Origin of the sequence: Lactobacillus sp. ESL0230, assembly GCF_003692805.1 — a bacterium.
In the GTDB taxonomy this organism is placed as follows: Bacteria; Bacillota; Bacilli; order Lactobacillales; family Lactobacillaceae; genus Lactobacillus; species Lactobacillus bombicola.
Window position 1 is genome coordinate 518,875 of sequence record NZ_REHI01000006.1, and the last position, 23,348, is coordinate 542,222.

The 23,348-nt window shown below is 33.1% G+C and carries 24 protein-coding genes and 1 pseudogene; 6 read left to right on the plus strand and 19 right to left on the minus strand.

Features of this window, described 5'->3' with window-relative positions; all coding sequences use genetic code 11:
• Position 1: 1 nt before the first annotated feature.
• From citD to F5ESL0230_RS08630, 15 genes are all read right to left on the minus strand, one after another.
• Complete coding sequence (gene citD / locus F5ESL0230_RS04190) at positions 2–295, minus strand: citrate lyase acyl carrier protein (protein ID WP_122021714.1); 294 nt, start codon at positions 293–295, stop codon at positions 2–4.
• The gene (gene citC, locus F5ESL0230_RS04195; RefSeq protein WP_122021715.1) at positions 285–1,340 is read right to left on the minus strand and encodes a [citrate (pro-3S)-lyase] ligase; all 1,056 of its coding nucleotides are present in this window, start codon (positions 1,338–1,340) and stop codon (positions 285–287) included. Before citC ends, citD begins: the two co-directional genes overlap by 11 nt.
• The gene (locus F5ESL0230_RS04200) at positions 1,340–2,143 is read right to left on the minus strand and encodes an alpha/beta fold hydrolase (RefSeq protein ID WP_122021716.1); all 804 of its coding nucleotides are present in this window, start codon (positions 2,141–2,143) and stop codon (positions 1,340–1,342) included. Before F5ESL0230_RS04200 ends, citC begins: the two co-directional genes overlap by 1 nt.
• Positions 2,144–3,610, minus strand: coding sequence for a DASS family sodium-coupled anion symporter (locus F5ESL0230_RS04205; RefSeq protein ID WP_122021717.1), 1,467 nt, complete (start codon positions 3,608–3,610; stop codon positions 2,144–2,146). It lies immediately after the preceding gene.
• 16 nt (positions 3,611–3,626) lie between these two features.
• Positions 3,627–4,325 (minus strand): RraA family protein, encoded by a 699-nt coding sequence (locus F5ESL0230_RS04210; protein ID WP_122021718.1) that lies wholly within the window; start codon positions 4,323–4,325, stop codon positions 3,627–3,629.
• 19 nt (positions 4,326–4,344) lie between these two features.
• A complete protein-coding gene (locus tag F5ESL0230_RS04215) occupies positions 4,345–5,274 on the minus strand; it encodes an L-lactate dehydrogenase (RefSeq protein ID WP_122021719.1) in 930 nt (309 codons plus the stop codon).
• Positions 5,275–5,470: 196 nt separating this feature from the next.
• Complete coding sequence (locus F5ESL0230_RS04220; protein WP_090092052.1) at positions 5,471–6,868, minus strand: flavocytochrome c; 1,398 nt, start codon at positions 6,866–6,868, stop codon at positions 5,471–5,473.
• Between the two features lie 26 nt (positions 6,869–6,894).
• Positions 6,895–8,298: a class II fumarate hydratase gene (locus F5ESL0230_RS04225; RefSeq protein ID WP_122021720.1), complete on the minus strand. Its 1,404-nt coding sequence runs from the start codon at positions 8,296–8,298 to the stop codon at positions 6,895–6,897.
• A gap of 101 nt (positions 8,299–8,399) precedes the next feature.
• On the minus strand, positions 8,400–10,463 hold the full coding sequence (locus F5ESL0230_RS04230; RefSeq protein WP_233551642.1) for a copper-translocating P-type ATPase: 2,064 nt from the start codon (positions 10,461–10,463) through the stop codon (positions 8,400–8,402).
• 291 nt (positions 10,464–10,754) lie between these two features.
• Positions 10,755–11,396 carry a copper homeostasis protein CutC gene (locus tag F5ESL0230_RS04235; protein WP_122021721.1) on the minus strand — a complete coding sequence of 214 codons (642 nt, stop codon included), beginning with the start codon at positions 11,394–11,396 and terminating at the stop codon, positions 10,755–10,757.
• Positions 11,397–11,578: 182 nt separating this feature from the next.
• Positions 11,579–13,156: an ABC transporter ATP-binding protein gene (locus F5ESL0230_RS04240; RefSeq protein WP_122021722.1), complete on the minus strand. Its 1,578-nt coding sequence runs from the start codon at positions 13,154–13,156 to the stop codon at positions 11,579–11,581.
• A 43-nt stretch (positions 13,157–13,199) separates the two neighbouring features.
• Complete coding sequence (locus F5ESL0230_RS08385) at positions 13,200–13,355, minus strand: hypothetical protein (RefSeq protein ID WP_158592383.1); 156 nt, start codon at positions 13,353–13,355, stop codon at positions 13,200–13,202.
• Between the two features lie 61 nt (positions 13,356–13,416).
• Positions 13,417–13,572: a hypothetical protein gene (locus F5ESL0230_RS08390; protein WP_158593054.1), complete on the minus strand. Its 156-nt coding sequence runs from the start codon at positions 13,570–13,572 to the stop codon at positions 13,417–13,419.
• On the minus strand, positions 13,565–14,530 hold the full coding sequence (locus F5ESL0230_RS04245) for an MFS transporter (RefSeq protein WP_255409269.1): 966 nt from the start codon (positions 14,528–14,530) through the stop codon (positions 13,565–13,567). Before F5ESL0230_RS04245 ends, F5ESL0230_RS08390 begins: the two co-directional genes overlap by 8 nt.
• 32 nt (positions 14,531–14,562) lie before the next feature.
• Complete coding sequence (locus tag F5ESL0230_RS08630; RefSeq protein ID WP_255409270.1) at positions 14,563–14,931, minus strand: MFS transporter; 369 nt, start codon at positions 14,929–14,931, stop codon at positions 14,563–14,565.
• 585 nt (positions 14,932–15,516) lie between these two features.
• Between F5ESL0230_RS08630 and F5ESL0230_RS04250 the strand changes: the two genes are divergently transcribed.
• The 5 genes from F5ESL0230_RS04250 to F5ESL0230_RS04270 all read left to right on the plus strand — a co-directional run bounded on the left by F5ESL0230_RS04250 (position 15,517) and on the right by F5ESL0230_RS04270 (position 17,520).
• Positions 15,517–15,936, plus strand: a complete 420-nt coding sequence (locus tag F5ESL0230_RS04250; RefSeq protein WP_158593055.1) for an SLAP domain-containing protein — start codon at positions 15,517–15,519, stop codon at positions 15,934–15,936.
• Positions 15,937–16,237: 301 nt separating this feature from the next.
• Positions 16,238–16,594: a hypothetical protein gene (locus F5ESL0230_RS04255; protein ID WP_122021724.1), complete on the plus strand. Its 357-nt coding sequence runs from the start codon at positions 16,238–16,240 to the stop codon at positions 16,592–16,594.
• Entirely contained in the window at positions 16,591–16,788 is a 198-nt protein-coding gene (locus F5ESL0230_RS04260; protein WP_122021725.1) for a Blp family class II bacteriocin, read from the plus strand. The genes F5ESL0230_RS04255 and F5ESL0230_RS04260 overlap by 4 nt, the downstream gene beginning before the upstream one ends.
• A gap of 71 nt (positions 16,789–16,859) precedes the next feature.
• Positions 16,860–17,237 (plus strand): hypothetical protein, encoded by a 378-nt coding sequence (locus F5ESL0230_RS04265; RefSeq protein WP_122021726.1) that lies wholly within the window; start codon positions 16,860–16,862, stop codon positions 17,235–17,237.
• An 82-nt stretch (positions 17,238–17,319) separates the two neighbouring features.
• A complete protein-coding gene (locus F5ESL0230_RS04270) occupies positions 17,320–17,520 on the plus strand; it encodes a hypothetical protein (protein ID WP_122021727.1) in 201 nt (66 codons plus the stop codon).
• Positions 17,521–17,662: 142 nt separating this feature from the next.
• Here the strand turns inward: F5ESL0230_RS04270 and F5ESL0230_RS08700 are convergent.
• Positions 17,663–17,752 (minus strand): annotated as a pseudogene (locus F5ESL0230_RS08700) (VaFE repeat-containing surface-anchored protein); the annotation flags it as partial.
• A gap of 567 nt (positions 17,753–18,319) precedes the next feature.
• Between F5ESL0230_RS08700 and F5ESL0230_RS04275 the strand changes: the two are divergent.
• Positions 18,320–19,645, plus strand: coding sequence for a hypothetical protein (locus tag F5ESL0230_RS04275; RefSeq protein WP_090092075.1), 1,326 nt, complete (start codon positions 18,320–18,322; stop codon positions 19,643–19,645).
• Between the two features lie 735 nt (positions 19,646–20,380).
• On the opposite strand, the gene F5ESL0230_RS04280 is transcribed toward F5ESL0230_RS04275, so the two are convergent.
• The 3 genes from F5ESL0230_RS04280 to F5ESL0230_RS04290 all read right to left on the minus strand — a co-directional run bounded on the left by F5ESL0230_RS04280 (position 20,381) and on the right by F5ESL0230_RS04290 (position 23,330).
• A complete protein-coding gene (locus tag F5ESL0230_RS04280) occupies positions 20,381–20,977 on the minus strand; it encodes an NAD(P)H-dependent oxidoreductase (RefSeq protein WP_122021728.1) in 597 nt (198 codons plus the stop codon).
• Positions 20,977–21,237 (minus strand): hypothetical protein, encoded by a 261-nt coding sequence (locus F5ESL0230_RS04285; RefSeq protein WP_122021729.1) that lies wholly within the window; start codon positions 21,235–21,237, stop codon positions 20,977–20,979. Before F5ESL0230_RS04285 ends, F5ESL0230_RS04280 begins: the two co-directional genes overlap by 1 nt.
• A gap of 677 nt (positions 21,238–21,914) precedes the next feature.
• Positions 21,915–23,330, minus strand: coding sequence for a DASS family sodium-coupled anion symporter (locus F5ESL0230_RS04290; RefSeq protein WP_122021730.1), 1,416 nt, complete (start codon positions 23,328–23,330; stop codon positions 21,915–21,917).
• Positions 23,331–23,348: the final 18 nt, after the last annotated feature.

The window sequence follows — 23,348 nt, forward strand, 5'->3', positions numbered from 1 at the left end:
ATTACAATACCTCCAATTTAGGTTGATCCGAAGTTTCTGTAGCACGTTGGACAGCCGTCAAAGTTCGAGCAGCAATTACACAATCAAGCGCTCCTTTATCAGTAGCTTTAACCTTAGCATTTTGAACACCATATTTTTTTAGGGTAGTAATAATCACTTCTTTAATTTGATCACCATAGGCTTTAATAACTTCTGAATCCAAATCAATTTGAATTCCATTGGTACCCTTAGCAATCATGATTTGAATATCTGATGATTCCAAGGTGCCTGCTACACCAATTGTTTTAATTTCCATTAATATTTATTCCTTCCTTAATTCTAGCTTGTAGGACTTCTTTTTGACGATAAATAAATTGCATTGTTTGCGGTGGTACAAAGTTTGAAATGGCTGTCAAATTATCTTCCTTAATTAATTGTCGCACACGGGTTGCAGTTATTACTTTTCCGTTAATCTGAAATCGATTAACAATTCTAACATCTACTAAGGGACTTAGCTTATTTGTTAAGCTTTGGTTATAAAAGTTAGTTGTTCTTGAGAATGGTTCCGTCCCTAAGTAACGGCGCTTAATTGCTAACTGAGGTGCAATAAAATTTTTAAAAACTAAAGCATCAATATCTGTTTGGGTTGTAATTAAATCAGCCGAAGATTTTAAAAAGTATGCGGGGAAAGTTGATTGTGAAACCATATAATCACCACCGCTTACTACTAAAACATTTTTCAAATCGCTAGTTCCGCTTTTGACCAACTGCATTCGTTCTTTTGTTTTAAACAAGGAAAGATCAGTCGCTACAACAAATACATAAACTAAGTCATTTTCTTGACTAGCCAGCTGAACTAACTTTCTATGTCCCAAAGTAAATGGGTTGGCATTCATGACAATTGCTGCCACTTGTTTATTAGATTGATCTTCAATTTTAGGTATTGCAGTTATAAAGTCGTTGATATCTGGAGTACCACTTTCTAAAAAGGCAGCATGTTCAGTATGTGCTAATTCGGAAAAACCTAAATGTGAAAAACTAGTAGCATATTTTGCTTTTGTAAATACAAAACTATGAAATACTTTCTGATCAAATAAGTAGTGCTGCAAGGCAGTTACCATCTGATTAAAGCGTGCACCGGGGACGGCGTCTTGATTACACACCGCAATATACTTTAAAACATTGTTTGCAATGCTACCCGTGCCAACCAGCTGACCATTTTCATCAATTAGGGCTAAAGTATGATCAATTGCCGCTATTTCACGCAGGCCAAAATCAGTTATACCCATTTTTAACAAAAAATTTTGCCATTTTTTCTTTGTCGCTGGATTATTCAAATATAAATCCACTACTTTATCCATTAAGTCACTTCCTTTTCAACCAAAAAATTAAGTACTTCTTCATACATAACATTGGGTTGCTCAGCTTGAATAATGTGTCCACATTCAGGAATAATTTTAGCGCTAATTTGAGAATTGAGTTCAGTCATTTTATAAGCAAAATGATAATTAAAGAAAGGGGAATTTTTTCCAGCTAAAACTAACATTGGAATTTTCAAATTAACTAACACATCGCGCCAATCTTGTTCCGCATGATTAATTCGACACAAATAATTACTTTTTGGAAAATAAGGATATTTTTGTGCAAAATGATGTGCTTTTTCAAACATCACATCGTCTATTTGAGCATAAATACCACTACCAAAATCAAGCTTTAAGTAATCAGGAAAGTTAGCCCATGTTAAATCTTTAAAACCAAACTTCCAAGTTGAATCATTAATCATCTTGGGTGGCTGGTCTAAATCAATTAGTGCATTTAATCTATCAGAACCATAGATAGAAATATACGCCCAGAAATTGGCAGCTCCCATTGAATTGCCAATGCCAATAATATGGGATAAATCTAACTTTTGAATTAACTCAGCTAAATCTGCTGCATGCCGACTAATTCGTTGCCCTTGAAAAGTTCTTGCAGACTTACCTTGATTACGTGGATCAATAATAATAATTCTAAATTTTGACTGAAACCGTTCCAATGCTTTTTCCCAAAGTAAAGCAGATCCACCGATACCTGGAATAGCTAATAATGGTTGTTTATCTGCTTGAGTATCATAATAATGAATTCTTATACCATCATTGGTTATTAAATCTGCTTGATGAATCATCTACCACATTCCAATCATTTTCATCCAAAGTGTCCCAATTCCACCAAAAATAACCAAATAAATAATGCCTAAAATAAAGTTATACTTCCACCATTCACCTTGCTTAATATAGCCAGTAGTAGCTAAAATCGAAGCGGGACCGTTGGCATAGTGAGTAGTCGACGCATTAATTGCACCAGTAAATGCTAATAACATTGCAGCTAAGGCCAACGGAGTACCAGTTGCAACAGCTACTGACAAAAACGGTAAGTATAAAGCAGTCATATGGGCAGTACCACTAGCAAAGAAGTAATGCGTATAAAACATTAATACAATTAAAATGGCTAAGACAATACCCCAACTAATGCCATGCAATCCACTTTGAATAGTTTTAGAGAACCAGTCAATAAAGCCAAATGAAATCAACTTACTAGCCATAAAAACCAATATTGAAAGCCAAATTAAAATATTCCATGCTCCAGTTTGATTTAAAGCATCTTTCATTGTCAAAACACCGGTTAAAAGCAGTAATCCGACTGCTAAAAAAGCAATGAAAGTTGAATCTAATTGGGGAATATCAAAAATTCCAGATAAAACCCATAAAATAATAGCCAGTAAAAAAACAATTGACATAATTTTCTCAGGCTTAGTAATCGCTCCCATTTTTTGCAAACGATCGTCAGCCCATTTTTTGGCGTTAGGCGTTTCTTTAACTTCTGGTGGGAAAATTTTATAGATAACTATCGGAATTACAGCAGTGGCAATTAATACTGGAACAATAGCTGCTGTGAACCAGCCAATCCAAGTCATCGTATAACCTTTTTGCGACGCCATCTGTGAAGCCACCATATTAGGCGCCGCACCGGTAATGAACAACGCAGTTGATAAGATGTTGGCATGAAAAGCGGTAAAACTTAAATAAGCTCCGATTTTCTTACGAGAAGAATCATTAGGTAGAGAATCATAATCTTTAGAGATTGATTCGGTAACTGGCCAGACTACTCCACCAGTTCGTGCACTATTGGAAGGGATTAATGCCCCAAGAATTAATTCTAAAACAGTTATTGCATATCCGATACCGATTGAGCGCTTACCAAAGCGTCGAATCATCCAATAAGCAATCCGATTCCCTAACCCCGTCTTACTAATACCATATGCCATAATAAAAGCCATCGCAATCAGCCAAGAAGCTGAATTACTAAATGCACTCAATATTCCGGAAGTAACCACTCCTGTTTTAGGATTTACTTCATCTTTAATTGGGGCTAAACCAGCCAAAACAGTTACAATCAAGCCCAATAATGTTGTCCCCCCAATTGGTAAGGGCTTAGTAATACAACCTATAATTGTCGCCACAAAAACGGCAAACATTTCCCAAGCTTGAACAGACAATCCAGCTGGTCTTAGTGGCGTGCAGCACCACAGAGCAATACCAATTATTAGTGGCAAAATAAAACCTTTATAATTTACTTTTTCTAACGTCTTCATCATTATTCCCTTTTAGTTACGGGCGATAAATATCGTCAATAATTTTATAATCTTTATTCTTTAATTTTTCATCAAGCCAATCTATATTTCCGGTGCCATTATGAAAGCTAGCAGCCTTGGCCTCATCCTCTTGATGAAATTCTTCTACTATAGGTAAAAGTTCTGCTGCTTTTTCGCGAGCAATCTTAACAACACCATCTGCATCCCCTAGCATTAAGTCACCCGGATTAACACTAATATTTCCACAAGAAATTGGAACATTTATTTCGCCTGGGCCCTCTTTATATGGTCCATTTGGTGTTGTACTAACGGCATAAATAGGCAAGTCCCAATTGCGCAAACTATCAATGTCACGTATTGGTCCGTCGACAACAACTCCTGCTACATGTCTTTGGTCACGTAGCCAAGTCATCATTACTTCGCCAATAACAGCTCGAGTATTATCGCCTTCATTATCAATCACAATAATGTCACCTTCATGACAATATTTTAAAGCGGCGTAAATTGTCAAATTATCTCCAGGACGATTATGAACTGTAAAAGCTGGCCCACACATTTCTGCTTTAGGCTTAGACATTAATTTGATTCGCGGAGCCATTGCTCCTCTTCGATTCATACAATCTGCTACATTAGATGATGGTAATTTTTTATATTTTTCAATGAGATTTTTGTCCGGTAGCTCTCTTTTCAAAAATATTCTTTTTCCAACTTGCATACTTATGCCTTCTTTATGCTTAATCTACCTTAATATCGACCAAAATTTCATGCATTTTATCAGCCGAATTAATCATTTTCTTAATTTCGCGATCTGACAAATTTGCTTCAATTACGTGACTAATTCCTGAACCGTCAATTGCAGTTGGCGTTCCTAAATATAATTCATGTTGGATGCCATATTCACCGTTAATTGGTGCTGACAATGGTAAAACAATTGCATGGTTATCTAAAATTGCACTAACAATTTGAGCCAACATCATGGCAATTCCATAGAAAGTAGCGCCCTTATTTTCAATGATTTTGCCACCCTTTTGCCGAATATCAGTTTCAATTTCGCTTAAAACTTGATCATTTATTGCACTGTACTGGCGTAAAGACTTGCCCGCTACCGTTGATTCATCAAAGTTTTCAAATGATGTGTCTCCGTGTTCACCAAGCACCATTGAATTAACACTAGCGATGGGAACACTTAATTTTTGGGCCAACTCTACTTGTAAACGAGCTGAGTCAAGTGAAGTTCCCGTTCCAATAACTTTATTTTTCGGAAAACCAGATAATTTTTGGGTTAAAGTGGTCAAAATGTCTACCGGGTTAGCCGACACAACAAAAATTCCATTAAAGCCAGAAGCTACAACCGGTTCAATGATGCTCTTTAAAATAGCAGCATTCTTATTAACAAGATCTAATCTAGTCTCGCCAGGTTTGCGGGGAATTCCTGCAGTAATTACAACGACATCTGCATCTTTTGCATCAGAATATTCTCCAGGATGAATATTACAGTCACCAACAAAGGGGGTAATATCTTCAAGATCCATAGAATCGCCAACTGGACGTTCTTTAACAACATCGGCAATAATTAATTCATTAACATGTGTCTGTTGTAGTAAGTCATTGGCAAAAGTTGACCCAACTGCCCCATCACCAACGAGTAACACTTTTCTATTCATAGTTGTTTCCTTTCAATTTATGAAAAAATGTAATCCTTTACATATTTAATTATAGAATTGAATTATTCTATTTGCAATATTCAAAATAAATTATTTAAATTTAAATTTTTTAAAATTTAAAAATATTTTTAAAACTTAGATAAATAAAAAAGTTAATTACTTAGTTTACTTAAACCCAGCAATTAACTTTTATTCTTTATTTTTTATTGCGAACAAATTTAGTCATCTGCATTCCTGCTTGACGTCCAAATACGACTGTTTCTGCGACAGAGTTTCCCCCAATTCGGTTATTGCCATGAAGGCCACCAGAAACTTCACCAGCAGCATATAAACCATTAATCACATTTCCATTAGTATCCAAAACTTCAGTCTTAGAATTAATATGGATTCCACCCATTGTATAGTGAATAGCTGGATTAATATGAATGGCAAAAAATGGACCCTGATTAATCGCGCGCTCCATGCCAGTTGTTCTACTATATTCTTTGTCGACTTTGCTATCTACAGCTGTATTCCAAGTTTTAACAGTTGCTTCTAAATTAGAACTAGCAACACCAATTGCTTGAGCAAGATCAGTTAAACTTGTACCGTGTTCAACTAAGCCAATATGATCATAAAACTCTACCGCGGTAAAATTATTGCGAATACTTTGATCAAAAATCAGGTAAGCACCATTTTCATTCAAAGCTGTAATAGCATTAGAAACAATTTTTCGCGTATCCATTTCATTAACAAATCGCTTACCCGATTTATTGACTAAAATTGCACCCTCACCACGTAGGCCTTCGCCAATTAAATACACGTGATCAGTGTCAGTTTGAGCTGTAGGATGAACCTGAATAAGATCCATCTGTTCCAATTGGGCATCAACCTGATTAGCTAGTTTTAGTCCATCTCCAGTTGCGCCTGGTTGGTTTGTTGTCTTGTAATCAACTAAATCTGGGCGGTATTTTTTAATTAATTCCTTTGAAGAACCAAAACCACCAGAAGCAAGTAAAACTGCCTTAGTTTTAACAGTCTTAACCCCATCTGCAGTTTTAATTTCAACGCTATCCACATTTTTATTTTTATCTTGTAATAATTTTATTACCTCAGCATTATTGAACACTGGAATTTTTGCTTGTTGAACTTGTTTTAAGGCATTAGTAATTAAATAATTACCGACTGGTGCCATTGATGCCGGGCGATGAGCTCTTTTTTTACTCATTCCACCAGTAATAGTTAAGTTAGTTAGCTCAATTCCATGGTTTAAAAGCCAGTCAATAGCTGCTGCTGAATGATCGACAAAATAACGCAATAACTCTTGATCATTCATAAGGCCGCCGCCTTTAAGCGTTTCTTGATAGAAATCTTCTTTATCGTCAATAATTCCTTCAGCTAGTTGAACTAAGCTCTCAGATGCATTCATACCTGAAGAAGCGCGCATTGTATTACCACCTAAAGCAGTATTTTTCTCAAAAACTGCAACTTGCAAGCCTAATTCATGGGCTTGAATGGCTGCAGTTAACCCGGCACCACCAGTACCGACAATAACTGCGTCATAATAATTAGCGATTTCAGTACTTTGATTAGGGGTAAAGACAAATTTTGCCATTTAAATTATTCTCCTCTTGTATTTCACTAGTCTTCTGGTTTAGTACGATCAATGTGAGTCATTTGCATGTAATCCATCCATTCATCATACTGCTTTTCTGAAACTTTACCACTCTTAAGGGTAGCTTCTTTTAGAGTAATACCCTCTTGATCAGCCGCCTGTGCAATTTTAGCGGCAGCATGATAACCAATGTGGGGGGATAAAGCTGTAACGGTCATTAATGAATTTTCCAGTAACTCATCCATCTTTTCCGAATTTACAGTCAAGCCAGCAATCATCTTATCAGCAAAACCAGTAATTGTTCCTGTCAAAATATCACAACTATCCAGAAAAGCAGCAATCATCACTGTTTTGTAAACGTTCATCTCAAAATTACCTTGTGCGGCAGTGAAGGTAATCGTAGTATCATTACCAAAAACTTTAGCAGCCGCCATCGTAACTGCCTCTGCTTGAGTAGGATTAACCTTACCGGGCATGATTGATGAACCAGGTTCATTAGCGGGAATATTTAGTTCGTGATATCCAGCGCGCGGACCTGATGCCAAGAAACGAATATCTTGTGCAATTTTAAACATGTCGTCGGCCAAAGTCTTAAGGGCCCCATGAACCACTGCAATACCAGAATGATGTGCCAACCCCCAAAACTTATTTGTTTCAACTTTGAATTCATGCCCATAAATTTTAGATAACTTAGTAGCAATTTTTTCAGTCATGCCTGCTGCTGCATTCAAGCCAGTGCCTACAGCAGTACCGCCGATTGCTAATTCGTAAAGTGTGGGCTTCAATTTCTGAATATAAGTCAGATCATGCTTTAATGCAGAAATATAACCCGATACTTCTTGACCAAAAGTAATTGGAGTTGCATCTTGCAAGTGGGTACGCCCTACTTTAACTGTCTGCCAGTATTTGTCTTGCTTAATTTTTAATTCAGCAATTAAATGTTGCACAGCCGGCTCCAACTTATCAAGGGCCTCAACTGCCACAATATTCATAGCTGTTGGGAAAGTATCATTTGATGACTGGCCGCGATTTACGTCATCGTTGGGTAGAATATTTAAACCAGGATGTAATTTATTAGCTAAATTAGCTACAACCTCATTTACATTCATATTACTCTGAGTGCCTGACCCAGTTTGCAAAACGTGCAATGGAAAATCTTTACGTAAATCAGTGTCATTCAAGGCAAGCAATTGATTGATTGCTTCTTCAATTGCTTCACCTTTTTCTTTTGGCTCATCACCAACTTCAACATTTGACTCTACAGCGGCTTTTTTCAAATTTAAAAAAGCACGGATAATCGCTAAGGGCATTAATTCCCCACTTGGAAAGTTGTGGCGGCTTCTTTCAGTTTGTGGCCCCCATAAAGCATCTTGAGGAATTTTAACTGGTCCAATTGTGTCACTTTCAATACGATATTCTGCTTCGCTCATTGTAATTCTCCTTACTATTAAAAATTATCATGACTTATCTTCATGAATATCATACCTGTTATATTTTTTTATTTCAATATTTAAAAATAATTGCTATTTATTTAAATTTTTAAAAATTCAGCATTGATTGCAACAATAACTGTTGACAGTGACATTAAAATTGCGCCTACCGCTGGCGGTAAAACTAAGCCCCATGGTGCTAAAATTCCAGCAGCTAAGGGTAAGGCAATGATATTATAACCTGCGCCCCACCAGAGATTTTGAATTGTTTTGGTTTGCGTTTTCTGCGCTAAGTCCAAGAAACTAATGATTGCTTCTGGCTCACTATTGACTAAAATCACATCAGCAGAATCAACCGCAACATCAGTCCCAGTCCCAATCGCTACTCCAATATCAGCCTTAGCTAAACTAGGAGCATCATTGATGCCATCGCCCACCATCATAACCTTATTACCTGCAGATTGTAGTTTTTTAACTACCTTTTCTTTATCTTGAGGCAAAAGTTCAGCATAAACTTGGTCAATTCCAAGTTGAAGAGCTATATTATCAGCTACTTTTTGATTGTCACCAGTTAGCATTACTGGGGTGATTTGACGTTCTTTAATTTGCTTAATTAAAGTAAAAGCTGATGCTTTAATCTGATCCCCCACTGCTATATAACCTAAAAGTTGACTATCTTGTATAAGATAACTAATTGTATCTTTATCAGCTGCTAGCTTAGGGAAATTACTGACTTGTTTGCGTGCTGCTTTTTCATTAACTAGTTGATAAGTGTGCTGCTCAATAGTTCCACTGACGCCTGCACCTGTCATGTTCTGACTATTAGTTAATGGCAGTAGGTTTATCTTTTTAGATTGAGCATAATGTAAAATACTTTGAGCTAAAGGATGAGTTGAATCCTGTTCTAGCGATGCCATAATGGTCAAGACTTGGTTAGAATCAAGTTTATTAGTTAAACTAGCATAGTGCCGAACTTGAAACTTTCCTTGAGTTAATGTTCCCGTTTTATCTAGCAATAAATAATTAATTTGGGAACTTAAACTTATTGCATTATGATTGCGAATAAGTAGACCATGTTTAGCACCAAGAGCAGTACTCTTAGCATTTACCAATGGGATAGCCAGTCCCAAGGCATGTGGACAGGCAATTACTAACACGGTCACCATCCGCTCTAATCCACTAGCGATTCCTTGAAAACTAGTCCAAACAATCAAAGCCAAAAGTCCAATTATTAATGCAGCATAAAATAACCAACCTGAAACTTGATCTGCCTTAGTCTGCAATTTCGATTTATCTGCCTGTGAAGACTGAACTAACTTATTGACACTAGCCAGAAAACCAGAATTAGCCGTCTGGGTAACTTTGATAGTCAGTGTACCTGAGCCATTGATTGAACCACCAATTACTCGCTGCCCCTTTTGCTTGGTGATTTGCTTTGCTTCACCGGTAACTAAAGACTCATCAGCAGTACTCGAACCACTGATAATTATGCCATCTAAAGGAATACTTTCACCAGGTTTTACAATGATTGTTGCTTGTTTTTGAACATCGGTAATCTTGATTTCTTCAATTTGATTGCTTGTTTGTACATGTACTTTATCTGGCAATAACTTTGCTAAGTCATGAACTGAACTACTAGCCTTCATCACAGAAGTCATTTCAATCCAATGACCTAAGAGCATAATCAAAATCAAAGTTGCTAATTCCCAAAAAAAGTCCATTACCTTCATTTGACTGTGTACCAAATTATTTTGAATAAAGGCGTATACGCTATAAAGATACGCAGTGACAATCCCTAAGGAAATTAGCGTCATCATCTCTGGCTTTTTTTGCTTTAATTCCGCATAAGCTCCTCGTAAAAATATTTCTCCCCCATACCAAAATAAAATAGTAGCAAAAATAACCACTAGCCAATCTGAACCCGGAAAAGAGAATTGAAATGGCAACTTAAATCCCATTGCTGGCGATAACAATAAAATTGGTAGTGCTAAAATAAAAGACCACCAAAATTTTTGCTTTAAATTTCCCATCTGCATCATCTGACCACCATGCATCATCATCTTATGGTCACTCATCGCTTGCTGAGAATCATTTTTCATTTGCATGTTATCTTTTTGATCTGCTTGCTTTAGGTGCTGTTCATGCCCCATATCCATATTTTTCATATTTGTGTCCTATCCTTTTTGATCAATCCTATCTATAACTAGTTACCTTTAATTTACGTTGCTTGGTAAATGTTGTCAAAGAAGAGGCTCAAATTATAAAAATGTTATTTTTTAGTTTTACCTATTTTGCGTAATTGTCAGGATATAATTTTAATTACGTCTAGATTTGTTTATTAACAATCATATGTGCAAGAAAAATAAGCCAAATAAAAAAGATGAAATATTTTCATCTTTAAATTAATATCTATTTTTGCTAATTTTAAATTTAATTTATGCTATCTGATAGCCTAATCATTTAATCACTATTTTTGTACCATGAACTTGATTAACTCCCAGTAATTGCGCTACTTGATTACAGTTATCAACGGTAATTCCTCCTCCTGGCAAAATCGTTATTTGCCCCTTTGACCAAGTAATCAATTCGCTCAAATGGGCAAGATGAGTTTCAATTGGCTCCGTTAGTGGTCCACCGTGAGTTAAAATCCTTTTCACACCATGATTTGCCAACCAATCTAAGCTTGAATGTTGCTGTGCCAATTGTAGTTGGTCAAATGCCATATGCATAACCACTTCTAAATTCAGTTCCTGAGCTAAAGTAATTAATTTTTGCATCTGTTCGCAATTAAGTACCCCTGACTCTTTCAAACAACCAAAGGTGACCGCATCAGCATCTAACAAGGCAGCTAGTTGCAAATCATTAATCATTATATTTAACTCCGTTTCATTATAGACAAAATCACCACTACGTGGTCTAATCATAACTACAACTGCTACGCCATGTTGGTGCGCATATAATATTGCTTGTTTCATCACACCAAATGATGGTGTAAGTCCACCTTGAGCTAAATCACTGTTAAGTTCAATTCTTGTTGCACCAGCAGCAATCATTTGGGGAATAGCAGTAAAATTTTCAACGCAAGCTTCTTTTAGCATAATTAATCCTTTCAGTTTAGCCTCATTAGATAGGTGAATTTCTCCTAACCTATGAGTGATTAGTTACTTACTCATTAGTTTTATAATTTTTTATTTTAGTATATTAAGTTAAATAAGGCTATTTTTCTGATAAAAAATCTCTAACAAATGTAGTGCAACGAAAAGGTTAGACATTTTATTATTTATCTATCTTGATAATCCGCTAAATTAATTACCTGATCATACTTGTCTAAATCAGCAATTTGATAATGATGAATTACCTCTACGAAGGTTAAATTTGAATGCAATAATATCTGATGAATTGCGGCTGAAGTCGCTTGATCAAGTGAAGCATTGATTTCATCAAGTAATAAAATTGGACGTTTCGATAAAATTGCTCTTGCTAATTCAATTCTCGCTAACTGTCCACCAGATAGCTTGTCGGCATTATCCCCTAATTGATAATCAAATCCTTTTTCTTCTACCATAGTATTTAACTCTAGTTGCTCACAAACTTGTTTAACTTCGGTCACAGGTAATTTTTCACCTAAGGTTAAATTAAACCAAAGTGTATCAGCAAAAATAACTGGTGCTTGACTGGAATATGCAAATAGATTAGATATTTGATCAGCTTTGACTTCTTGATTATCAAGCAAAATATTTGATGCTTTCCCAAATTTATTAGACATCAGAAAATAGAGCAAAGTAGACTTACCACTGCCAGAAGGCCCAATAACTGCTATCTTTTCTCCAGGATTAATAATTAAATTAAGCCCACTGAAAAGTTGCTTTTTATCCCTTACCAGACAGATATTTTGCCAATTGACTTGTTTATGGAAAGTATATTTGGCTGCTGATTCCTTGGTAGCTGCCAGATCTAAATAATAATTAACCTTTTTTACAATATCTTGAGTCGTTGATAAGTGATTGCGCTCTTCCAAAATTTGCATAAGCGGATTAATAAATGAATTTGATAATTGAACAATTGCAAACAGAACACCCATCGTTGTTTGCCCGTGTAATACCATTAGCCCACCTAAATAGGCTGGAATGACAAATGTACCATAAATTCCTACAAAGCCTACAACTGTATGAATATTATTACTCAATAAATTCATCTTACACAGAGCTTGTTCTAATCTTGAAACTTTTGGTAAATTTTCATTAACAGCATTGGCTTGCTTGTGATATAACTTTAATGAATCCGTTCCTGCTAAGATATTTTTTATTTGACTAACATACTTACTATTGGCTTCAGTCCACTGCTTTGAAGCTTTACGTATTGGCTTTTGTAATAAAGCTGAAACTAGTATTGGAAGCGTAGAACCGATTAGAAAAAATACCGTCAAAATCATATTAATATATATTGAATAAATTAATGAAATTACCACCGTCACAAAATAAAAGGTAATATTAATTTCAGCATTAAACCGATTAGTTTCTAATAATTTAAAATCATTGGTTAAAAAACCTAAAGCTGAAGCATTATCTTCTTTAGAAGTTTCTAACATTCCTGCGAGAATTTTAGTTCTCAAAAGGGTATTGACTTCCCTAACAGCATCATTTTTTAAATAATTATAGCCTAACTCGGCTACTAAAACGATTAAGAATAAAATTAGCGCAACTAAAAACATATGAGGTAGCTCATGCAAATTTTTGTCTGCTAATGCATTTGTCATAGTTTCTAACACATAAGCCATCACAATGTTTTGCGTACTAGCAATTATTCCAAGTATTATAAGTGCTGCAAGCTTCCATTTAGTATAATATCTAACAATCATAATTGCTCCTTGCTTAATATTAATAATTGCTTATTAATCATTACTACATAATTAATTTTCGGTATTCACTAGCTCCTACCCATTGCTCAGGAGCAGAAAAAATAAGTTGTTCTAAATTATGGTAAAAATCTTTCCGATAATTAAAAGTACCTTCTTTAAAACTAATAATAGGTTGGTCATTAGAAATTCTTGTAAACATCGACACCTAAGCAATAGATAATTTTCTAATCATATCTTCTAATCTATAAGAATAAATATATCTATTCCCCATAAAGGATAAAGTCCTTCATTTTTTTAGCCAAAATAGCTACTCTAGACGCATGTAAAAAATCATGTCCTGTTGCATCATCACACATTTTTTCTTTTGCAAATTTTATTATATTTTCTATTTTAGTCATTTTTTCTATTTTAGTCATTTTTTTTATCTCTTAAAATTATTGTTGTACAAAATATCAAAACTATTATCGATAAAAAGAACAAAACTTTAAAGTTAATCTTTAGGCCAGCTAATGTTCCATTTATAAAATTAAAATAATCGTTTTGTGTAAATGTTAAAATTGAGGCTGCTATTGCTGTTCCCATTGCTCCAGAATATGATTGTGCAGTCATATAGATTACATTGCCGTCATTGGTCGATTGAATAGGTAAATTTGCTAAGCTTCTTGTCATAATATTACTATACGACAAACCCAATCCAAACATAAAAATTGAATAAATTATAATCAGATTAATTGGTGCAACTGATATAATATTTGCTAATAGAAAAGAGACGCAAATAAGTCCTTCTCCTAACAAGATTGGAAAATTATGATTTAATTTATCATAAATTATTCCAGCAACTGCTGACATTATGGCATCAATTACTGCTGCTGGTAATACAAGCAAGCCCGTTTTTGCCGTTGATAAATGAAATATTATTTCTAAAACATTCGGCATTAAATATGACATGCTTAATGACATTAACTGTAGTAGAAAAAAAGAAATCAGAAATATATCAAATTGTCGATTTTTAAACAAAGATATATCAATAATATAATTTTTATTATTTTTTTCAAAATAAATAAAGAGAATACAACAAATAATAGCAATTAACAATAAAAAAATACGATAATTACTTTTACTTGCTGTACTAACTATTAATAATAGTGTAGTTATTAATAAACCAGTTAACGTAATACCACCACGATAGTCAAAAGAAATACTAAAAACGTTAAATTTTTGCGTAATACTAAATTCACCTAATAACCAAATAACTAATATTATAGGTATTATTAGTATAAATAAAGTTTGCCAACTATAATACTTTAAAACAATTCCACCATAAACTGGACCAATTGCAGGGGCAAAAGCAATTACTAAACTTCCTAGTCCCATAAAAAAGCCTACTTTCTTTTTAGGAGATTGCTCTAAATAATTGAAAACATTAATGGTAAGCCAATACCATCAGCAATTCCTTGGATAATTCGACCACATAGAAGCAAGAAAAAGCTTGAAGTAACTCCTGCTAAAACTGTTCCAATAAAAAAACTAATTATTGCTACTCTAAACAACGTAATTGCACGAAATCGTTTTCTCAAATATGCTCCGAAGGGTATAATTACAGTAGAAACTAACATGTAACCAGTTGTTAACCACTGAACTGTGCTAGCGGGAATTTTAAACTTTACCATTAATTTTGGAAAAGCAATATTAAGCGCTGTTTCAATTACAATACCCAAAAAACTTAGTGTTCCAATTGCGACAATTGACATAATTAATTTTTGATTTTTTTTCAATAAAATCTACTCTCCTTTTTATCACTTATTTTCCACAACATATTGTACTTTAACTATAATAAAAACACAATATGTTGAAGGAGTTATTGCTTTTAGTCTTTAGCATGATTATCAATCCGGTTTCTTTTTCAGCACAAAAAAGCAAAAAAATAAATCAAGTCTTTTCCAAAAGAAGTACTTGATCTATCTTTTTGTCTAAAAATTAAATTTCTTTTACATTTTCTACTATTAATTTAAGCCAGTAGCTTGTTCTTTTCTCGTAAAGTAAACGAAACCACCAAACATAAATACAATACTTAGTGATAGTATTTGCAGTTTACTGTACCATGGTTATATTCGGCTTAAAGGTAGCTGTTGCTATGACAGGTACACCATTTTTAACAACAGGTAATCCAGTACTTGGTCCATTAACTTACCTCTAACAGAATAAGTTTGACCTAGTATTAAATCAGTTACCGTATTTAGCGGTTTAGCTACAACATCCTTAACACACGTTTGAAAAAGAAAAAAAGTTATTGTTTAAACTTAGTTTTCTATTGAACTATAATGGGTATAATTATTATTTCTATTTATGAGGTGAAATACATGAAATTAAGTAAAAAAATCTTTCTTGGATCTATTGCTGGTATTTTAATTTTGGGGGCTGGATTCTCGGTGTCACAACAACTTAAATCTACCCCTATTACTGCAGCAACAACATCTAACAATAACACTCTAAAATTAGTTCATGGTGCATATGTCTATAATAAAAAAGGTAGGCGTCTTAAAAAATATTGTGGCAGCTGGTCTAACACTCACTTACGCAAAGGAACTAATGTACAATATTCCGGCACAATCCAACCAATTGAAAAAGACAGCAAGCAATACTATCTACTAAATGATGACAACTACAATCAATCATGGTTACCTTATAAAAAAATCAAGGGTAAATATTATTACAGCATTGGTCACGGTGGTTACATTAATGCGGCTAACGTTAACGAAATTGACGGTCAACCACTTTAACTTGTGATATATAAATTTTATTTCTCATAATTTTCTTCATAAACAAAAGCTTACAGTATTATATTTATAATTATACTAATAAAATTAAAAAAAGTTAAAATTTTGAAAAGACAAAATAATTATTGACATTTTTTTAAAAGCGCTTTAATATAAAATTTGTGTTTCGAAAACTATATATAGTCATAAAATTTTTGTATATTTTAATTGATGGAAATTATAGCAGTAAAAAATAGCAGTAAAAAGTATATAAATATATATGCTTATTTGGTTATTAAATCATTAAACAGATTAGGAATTTAATATGTTTGAAAACAAATTATCTAATAAGTTGGCTTTTTTTCTTTGTGGTTTGATGCAAATATTTATAGGAATAATATTTCTATTCATTGAAAGCAAAAAGTATCATTTTGTATATTTTATGATTTTTATTTTATGTGCAATTTTATTTTTCTTTGCGTCCTTTTCTCCTAGGATATCATTTAAAAAGAATGCAAAAAAAGATGAAATGACTGCGATAGACATTGGAGATCAAATTTTAGGAATAATTTCCTGTCTTCTTGGGTTAATTACAATAATTATAATAAAAGATCCTTATTCCGGCTTACTTGCAATAGATTTTGGATTCTGTTTATTAATCCTACCTCCAGTTAAGAAATGAATAATTACAAAACTCTTAATCAAGAAGAACTAGTTGACATTACTGGTGGAAACAAGTGGGGTAATAAATGGAATAATGCATTAAGCGGTGCAGCTGCAGGTTTGGGTGCATGCAAATGGCTAGCAGAAGGAATTGGTCCTTGGGGATTAGCCGCATGTGCTGCTGTTGGTGCAGGAATAGGATATATGGGATAATCAATTATAATTAACAAAAAGTACACGTAAAAGTATTTTTGTGTGCTTTTATTGATGTAAAGGTTAAAAATATGTTTGAAAATAAACTAACCAATAGTCAAGCAATGAGAATTTTTGGTTTAGTTCAAATTTTGATTGGAATCATTTTCTTATTTACAGTAAATAAATATATATGCTTTGTTCTTTTTGGAAGTTTTTTAATAATCGGAAGTTTTTTTGAGATTTTTTCTTTTTCTAACCACTGTAAATATACTAAAAAAGTAAAAAAAGAAGATATGACTAGCTATCAAAAAGGATTGCAATTAATAGGAATTGTCTTGTTTTTTAGTGGACTAATTTATTTATTTTTCAATTATAATAATATAAGTGATTCTTTAATTCCCATAGACGCAGGAATTTTATTTATGATTGAACCACCAAATAATTTTAAACATAAGACTAATAAGTAATACAAGCAACTTTATTATAATATGCCTTAATTTATTTATAGTATTAAATATCGAAAGCGCTTTATCAATTTAGGAGTTAAAAATGAAAAAATTAATTAAATATTTAATTATGAGTGCTTTCACTTTACTTTTAGCACTTTCTATCTTTCCTTCACATCAAGTCTCTGCTGAAGAAACAGCATATCCTAATCGTCAAATCGCAGTAGATCGCTATCTTAGAAATATTAAACGAACTAAGCAAATTACTTCAACATGGTCAAAAATTTATAGTCTGTCTAATTAAGAGTTTTAAAAATAATTAAATGTCTATCACGATAGTGATGATCGTCGACCTTGAAGTCAATTGTGACTTAACCATTAGCACTTGTTGGTATAAAAGTCTTAGAATATTCTACTTTTTCACCATATATTAAGAACAGCACTATTTATATCCTATCCATAACAATACCTTGCAAAGTATAGGTTTTTCCAGGAATTGATTCCTTATAAGAAACTGTATCTTGGATAATTTTCCCAGCTGTTGGTTGTAATTACTTACTACTAGTTTATTTATTATTGTTCAATGCTCTCAATTACATCGTTCGGACATACTTCAATAATATGTAAGCCTGTACTTAATTGAAAATTTGTAAGTAAATGAAAAAATAATTTACAATAAGTTTTGGAAATGGATTAAACGACATTTCAATTCTTAAAGCTACTAATTTAACTTTTAAAATGAAAAAAGTAAAGCATTAGTACAAACAAGATTATTAATGAAATAAAAGAACTAAGTAAAAAACATGACTACTCACCATATGCTGATTAATATATTATCAGAGTGACCTAGCCATAAAGATATTAAAAACCGATCTGTCCAATTATTAGGCAGATCGGTTTTGTTCTCTAATTTTTCCCTTTCATTTTAAAATTAAATATTATTAACAAATATATCAGCTGATATTAAACCAAAGACTTACTATCTTCGATTCGCTTATATAATAAAATTAATTTAATGATATTTGCGGAAAATTAATGGCAAATTAATGACAAATTGTGGTATAACATTTTTGATAGATAATCATGATTAGGAGGTATATATCATGAAAAACAAAAAAATGATTGGGACTTTTTTAGCAGCCACATCATTAGCTTTAGGTTTAAGTGTTTCTACTACACAGGTTCATGCCGAAAAATATTATTGGATACGAAACTATTCATACTCTGCTAGACCGTATCATGCCAAAGATCCTCAAGCGAGTGTAGCCGTTTGGAACTGGAATCATACACATAAGTTACATGATTTAATTAATTTTCCCCATACAACTTGGTATGCGACTTCTTCAGTAACCATGCGCCATGGCTCTACTAAGGCTGTCTATTATAAAGTTATTAGTGGCAATAAAAAGCATAGTGGTTATATTTGGCGTGGCTTTTTAACAAAGGGTGCCTATGTTTACTCAGATGATACAGATGGTAGTATAGATGTGCATGATCCAGCTGAGAAATATTACGATCCGGTGCCTCCGGTAACGTATACAGGAAAAAAATATATTGACAGTAGTTTGAATAATCAACTTTCTGCTTTATTCACTGGCGCCGAACCGGATAAGCAAGTACAGTTAGCAGCCGATTTAGCTAATAGAAATGGAGATCATTTATCTACATCACTTCAAAAACTTCAAAATGATATATTAGGTACTGAAAATTCTGCTAACATCATAAAAATTGTTAATAATACGAAATATGAAGGTACTACTGCTGGGTTACTTCAATTTGAAAAAGAGCAAATAAATCAGCAACTAGCTGCGCAAGGCAAGACAATCTCTGATTTTGCGAATTATAAAGTTGGTTCATATGTTTTTCCAAGTAATAATAAAAATTACGGTCGCTTTATTGTGTTCTTAAGCCCAAAAGATGCTGTCTTGCCTAAATTAGGAGATGTTTACTATGATCCGATTGACACAGGGATTGCTATTCCCGCTAATTTAATTGATAATAATTTAAATAATCAAATAGCGGATTTGTTCCCTGGTACAATTAAGGATAGTCAAGTACAATTTGGTGCTAATTTAGCAAGTGTCGCTTTTCAAGAAGGTGATGCTACCAGTGAAAGAGATTATGTATTAGATCATATCGTTGGTAAAGGTAATCATGATAATTACTTTGAATCTGTTGAAAGATATACTGGCTCTCCAGATGGTCTTGTTGAATTTGAAAAAGAGCAGTTAAAGTATAAGTTAGCACTAAGGGGAAAAACATTTTCAGATTTTAAAGGCTATAAGATTGGTGCTTATGTAGTACCGCAAAGTAAAAATGAATTTGAAAGTAGACAATATGGGGAGGTTTTAGTAGTCTTAGTTCCACCGAAGGCAAAACTGCCTGCAGTACCTCCTAAACATACTTTTAACGTAAATGATGTAAATTAAAATTAAAAAATCAATTCTAACGAAACTTAGAATTGATTTTTTTAGTGTATAAGCTATTTTTTAAGATTATTTAAAAAGCAACGGTTACCAAATCTACCCAATACCTTCTTTCATTAACTTTAAGCTCTACTCTTACAGTAGACTCACAGTTGGCATAAACAGAAGTCAATTACATTGTAAATGATAGATATATTTTGCTTCTAGTTTTATCCTTAAAAACATAGCCACTGAATAAAGCAATACTTACTTCATTACGGTTGCTAGTAGTTTCAATTAGATGATGTAATGCTGAGGGGACGATTCTAAGGAGCTTTTTATTAACTTACATTGATAACTATTCTTAGAATCGCGATTCTATATTTAAAGCAAAAATTTTATTAAGCGAATACAAAGCTGTGAGAAATCACATGCTAGTTACAAGATTTATTTCTCACAAAAAAGGGCGCTTTACCTGCGTCCTTCATTCTTTTCTTTATACCTAGCAATATTCATTTTCAAAATTGAAACTGCCATAAGTAACTGCTAACTTCAAGATTTTACATCTGCTGAATATTGAACCTAAAAATATTTAGCAACTATTGCTCCTATATCAGATAAAGATTGTCTTTCACCAATGAGTTTATTATATATACGGCTTAAATTTTCTTGTATGACAAAAGGTGAACCGCTTTCCAAGTCGAAGTAACCTTATCACTTAAGGGCTTAATTATTCCAAACCAGTTACAACTACCCTATTCAATTATTTTGCACTACCCATTCACTTACGTAGTTAGCTATTTTTTCCAAATATTCATTTCTTTTGTTCATACTACTATGATCAATATTACCAAAATTTTTCCATACTCGATTTTTAAATTTAAGCTGCTTAAGTGTACTATTAATAAAAACTTTTTTAATAGCATTGCCACAAAACATCTTCAAATAAAATGTCGGAGAAGTCGAGGTTGTAAGAACTAACGTCTTTTTTATATTGTTAAGGTTTCCTATTAACCCAGTACTGCCTACATTGTAAGCAAAGTCCTTCTTCATTACTTTATCTATGAAGCCTTTTATAATAGCTGGCGTATCATTCCACCATATTGGAAAAATAAATATAACTTTATCTGTATTTTTGATAATTTTCTGGTACTTACTAACTAAAGGATCAATTGTTTTTCCAACACTAAATAAAGATAACTCTTTAGCAGAATATGTTGGATCAAATTTATCATTATATAAATCTATAATTGTATAATCTTCTTTATTATCTCTCATCGCTTTTATAACTTTATTAAGTATTGCATGGTTAAAGCTTTTTGTGTAAGGATGTGCGTATATTATTGTTGTTGTCATTACTTTATCTCTCTTGTCTTAAATTTATTAGATATTCTTGATTGTTTCCAAGCACTTTCCACTTTTTTAAGTTGTTCAACATTCTCTTCAGAAGATTTGTCATCTAAATCTGTGCCCAATACTTCTAAATTTTCATTATCATATAAAATCGTAATATTTTTATCAAAAGATACACCGTCTTTATTGTTTTTCACTTGAAATGTAAACGTATCAAAAAACAAAAGTAAATATTCATTTATAAAAGCACCTCTACTTACCAAAAAAATCCAGCTATTGTAGCTAGACCTACATTAGATGTCTTAGCAAAATAGAATATATTTAAGGTTATAACCAACTAACGCATTAATAAAATTGCTCTATTAAACAATCAAATATCGACTGATGTTCTTAAATTCACATGATTCAATTGTTTTCTATTCATAATACCATTATCAAGGTCAACAGCTTGTATTAGGTTACTTTCCCTATTTTAGATATTTTATTATCTGTTTAAACTATAATTATAATCCTGCTTTTTTTGGTTTAGTAAAAGCTGATACATGAACTTAGAAGTTGTAGATTTTATTTTACTTCTTTATTATTTAAAGTAATATTATCAACTACAGCACCAGGACATAAAGGTTAATTTAAACAAATAATATTTTCTTTTTTAACTTGTAATATTTTATCCTTTACAAGATATACCATATTGGCCAGATATTTCCTTTACTAACGTTGCTTTCCCTATTCCTGAGTCTACAAATGATAATGCACATCCAAAATATTCGGCGATACCCAACTAAGAGCCTTGTATAGTTGAAATTACTTTTGTTTAACCATCTTTTTCATAAACTCCCCCTTTCAATTTGAATATTTAGTCATGAAAAAAGCGCTCCTAATAGTTAAATTAATGTCTAACTATTATGGAGCACTTCAAAGACTGAAATTTTTCAATTAATTACCACATACCAATAACTTTAGTCCATAAAAGACCGCCACCAAGCCAGATAATGTTAAGAATTATTCCGATAATTGCACTAAGCCGCCACCAGTCTTTATTTGAAACATAACCAGTTGATGATAAGAGTGCAGCCGGACCAGCGGAATAACTGGTAGTTGACAAGTATAATGACCCATCTAGCGCCAACATTAATGCGGCCATAATTGGAGGTACACCAGCACCGATCGCAATTGAAAGAAAGCCAGCATATAAGGCTGAAATTTGAGTGGAAACACTAGGAAATAAATAATGTAAATAGAAATAAGCTAAATACAAAATTACTAAAACCCAGACCCAATTCATACCATTTAACATGCTTCCCAAAGTTTTTGAGAACCATGGGAAAAAGCCAAGTTGCATTAATTTTTGTGACATTAACATAATAATTGAAAGCCAAGTCAAAATATTCCATGCAAAGCTTTGACCAAGAATGTCTTTAACATTAATAACACCACAAATTAATAATAAAGCCACGGCAATAAAACTAACTAAAGTAGCATCAATACCAAATTTAGGACCAATTAACCAAAGCGCTACTGCTAAAATAAAAACTACGGCCATAATTTTTTCAGCTAAGGTCATTTTGCCTAGTTCTTTTAACTTATTATCTGCCCAAGCATGCGCATTAGGAGTTTCTTTGATTTTGGGCGGATAAATTTTATACAAAATAAACGGGATAACCAATAAAGAAATGATTCCTGGTACAATTGCTGCTAAGAACCACTGCATCCAAGAAATTTCAATATTTTGCGTCTTCGCAATTCCTAAAGCTACCATGTTTCCAGCCAATCCAGTCAAAAACATCGTTGACGTAACAATATTAACTTCATATTCATTAAAAACCAAGTAAGATCCCATATCTGCTTGGGTTCCCTTTTTTGGGTCTGATCCCATCTCTTTAGAAAGGTTGTCAATAATTGGATACATAATACCATTGACTCTAGCATTATTACTTGGAATTCCAATGGCGAGCACTGTTTCAACCATGGATAAGGCATAAGCCAAACCTAATGTTCGCTTACCAAAAGTTTTAACAAAGAAATAAGCAATTCTTTTTCCTAAACCTGATTTAATAAAACCAGCTGCCATGAACATACACATTGCTACCATCCATGCAGTTGAATTCCCAAAGCCAGCAGTGACTTCTTCCATTTTAAAAATGCCGGTTAAGGTGGCAATTACAATAGCAATAATTGTAGTAGCCATCATAGGCAATGGCTTAGTGATGCACGCCACAATCGTTGCAATAAAAATTGCAAACAAGTGCCATGCCTGAATATTAATAGCTGTTGGTCTGATAGGCGTTAAAAGCCATAACCCTAAGCCTAATACAAGTGGTAAAATCCACTTTTTCCATTCAAATTTATCTAACATTTTCTCTACTTTCTATTT

Coding starts and splice junctions, on each gene's coding strand:
- citD (WP_122021714.1), bottom strand. CDS start 295: ATGGAAATTAAAACAATTGGTGTAGCAGGCACCTTGGAATCATCAGAT.
- F5ESL0230_RS04205 (WP_122021717.1), bottom strand. CDS start 3,610: ATGAAGACGTTAGAAAAAGTAAATTATAAAGGTTTTATTTTGCCACTA.
- F5ESL0230_RS04245 (WP_255409269.1), bottom strand. CDS start 14,530: ATGGGACTAGGAAGTTTAGTAATTGCTTTTGCCCCTGCAATTGGTCCA.
- F5ESL0230_RS08385 (WP_158592383.1), bottom strand. CDS start 13,355: ATGTTTACAAGAATTTCTAATGACCAACCTATTATTAGTTTTAAAGAA.
- F5ESL0230_RS04275 (WP_090092075.1), top strand. CDS start 18,320: ATGAAAAACAAAAAAATGATTGGGACTTTTTTAGCAGCCACATCATTA.
- F5ESL0230_RS04270 (WP_122021727.1), top strand. CDS start 17,320: ATGAAAAAATTAATTAAATATTTAATTATGAGTGCTTTCACTTTACTT.
- F5ESL0230_RS04210 (WP_122021718.1), bottom strand. CDS start 4,325: ATGCAAGTTGGAAAAAGAATATTTTTGAAAAGAGAGCTACCGGACAAA.
- F5ESL0230_RS04200 (WP_122021716.1), bottom strand. CDS start 2,143: ATGATTCATCAAGCAGATTTAATAACCAATGATGGTATAAGAATTCAT.
- F5ESL0230_RS04280 (WP_122021728.1), bottom strand. CDS start 20,977: ATGACAACAACAATAATATACGCACATCCTTACACAAAAAGCTTTAAC.
- F5ESL0230_RS04240 (WP_122021722.1), bottom strand. CDS start 13,156: ATGATTGTTAGATATTATACTAAATGGAAGCTTGCAGCACTTATAATA.
- F5ESL0230_RS08390 (WP_158593054.1), bottom strand. CDS start 13,572: ATGACTAAAATAGAAAAAATGACTAAAATAGAAAATATAATAAAATTT.
- F5ESL0230_RS04290 (WP_122021730.1), bottom strand. CDS start 23,330: ATGTTAGATAAATTTGAATGGAAAAAGTGGATTTTACCACTTGTATTA.
- F5ESL0230_RS04265 (WP_122021726.1), top strand. CDS start 16,860: ATGTTTGAAAATAAACTAACCAATAGTCAAGCAATGAGAATTTTTGGT.
- F5ESL0230_RS04260 (WP_122021725.1), top strand. CDS start 16,591: ATGAATAATTACAAAACTCTTAATCAAGAAGAACTAGTTGACATTACT.
- F5ESL0230_RS04250 (WP_158593055.1), top strand. CDS start 15,517: ATGAAATTAAGTAAAAAAATCTTTCTTGGATCTATTGCTGGTATTTTA.
- F5ESL0230_RS04220 (WP_090092052.1), bottom strand. CDS start 6,868: ATGGCAAAATTTGTCTTTACCCCTAATCAAAGTACTGAAATCGCTAAT.
- F5ESL0230_RS04235 (WP_122021721.1), bottom strand. CDS start 11,396: ATGCTAAAAGAAGCTTGCGTTGAAAATTTTACTGCTATTCCCCAAATG.
- F5ESL0230_RS04225 (WP_122021720.1), bottom strand. CDS start 8,298: ATGAGCGAAGCAGAATATCGTATTGAAAGTGACACAATTGGACCAGTT.
- citC (WP_122021715.1), bottom strand. CDS start 1,340: ATGGATAAAGTAGTGGATTTATATTTGAATAATCCAGCGACAAAGAAA.
- F5ESL0230_RS04215 (WP_122021719.1), bottom strand. CDS start 5,274: ATGAATAGAAAAGTGTTACTCGTTGGTGATGGGGCAGTTGGGTCAACT.
- F5ESL0230_RS04255 (WP_122021724.1), top strand. CDS start 16,238: ATGTTTGAAAACAAATTATCTAATAAGTTGGCTTTTTTTCTTTGTGGT.
- F5ESL0230_RS04230 (WP_233551642.1), bottom strand. CDS start 10,463: ATGAAAAATATGGATATGGGGCATGAACAGCACCTAAAGCAAGCAGAT.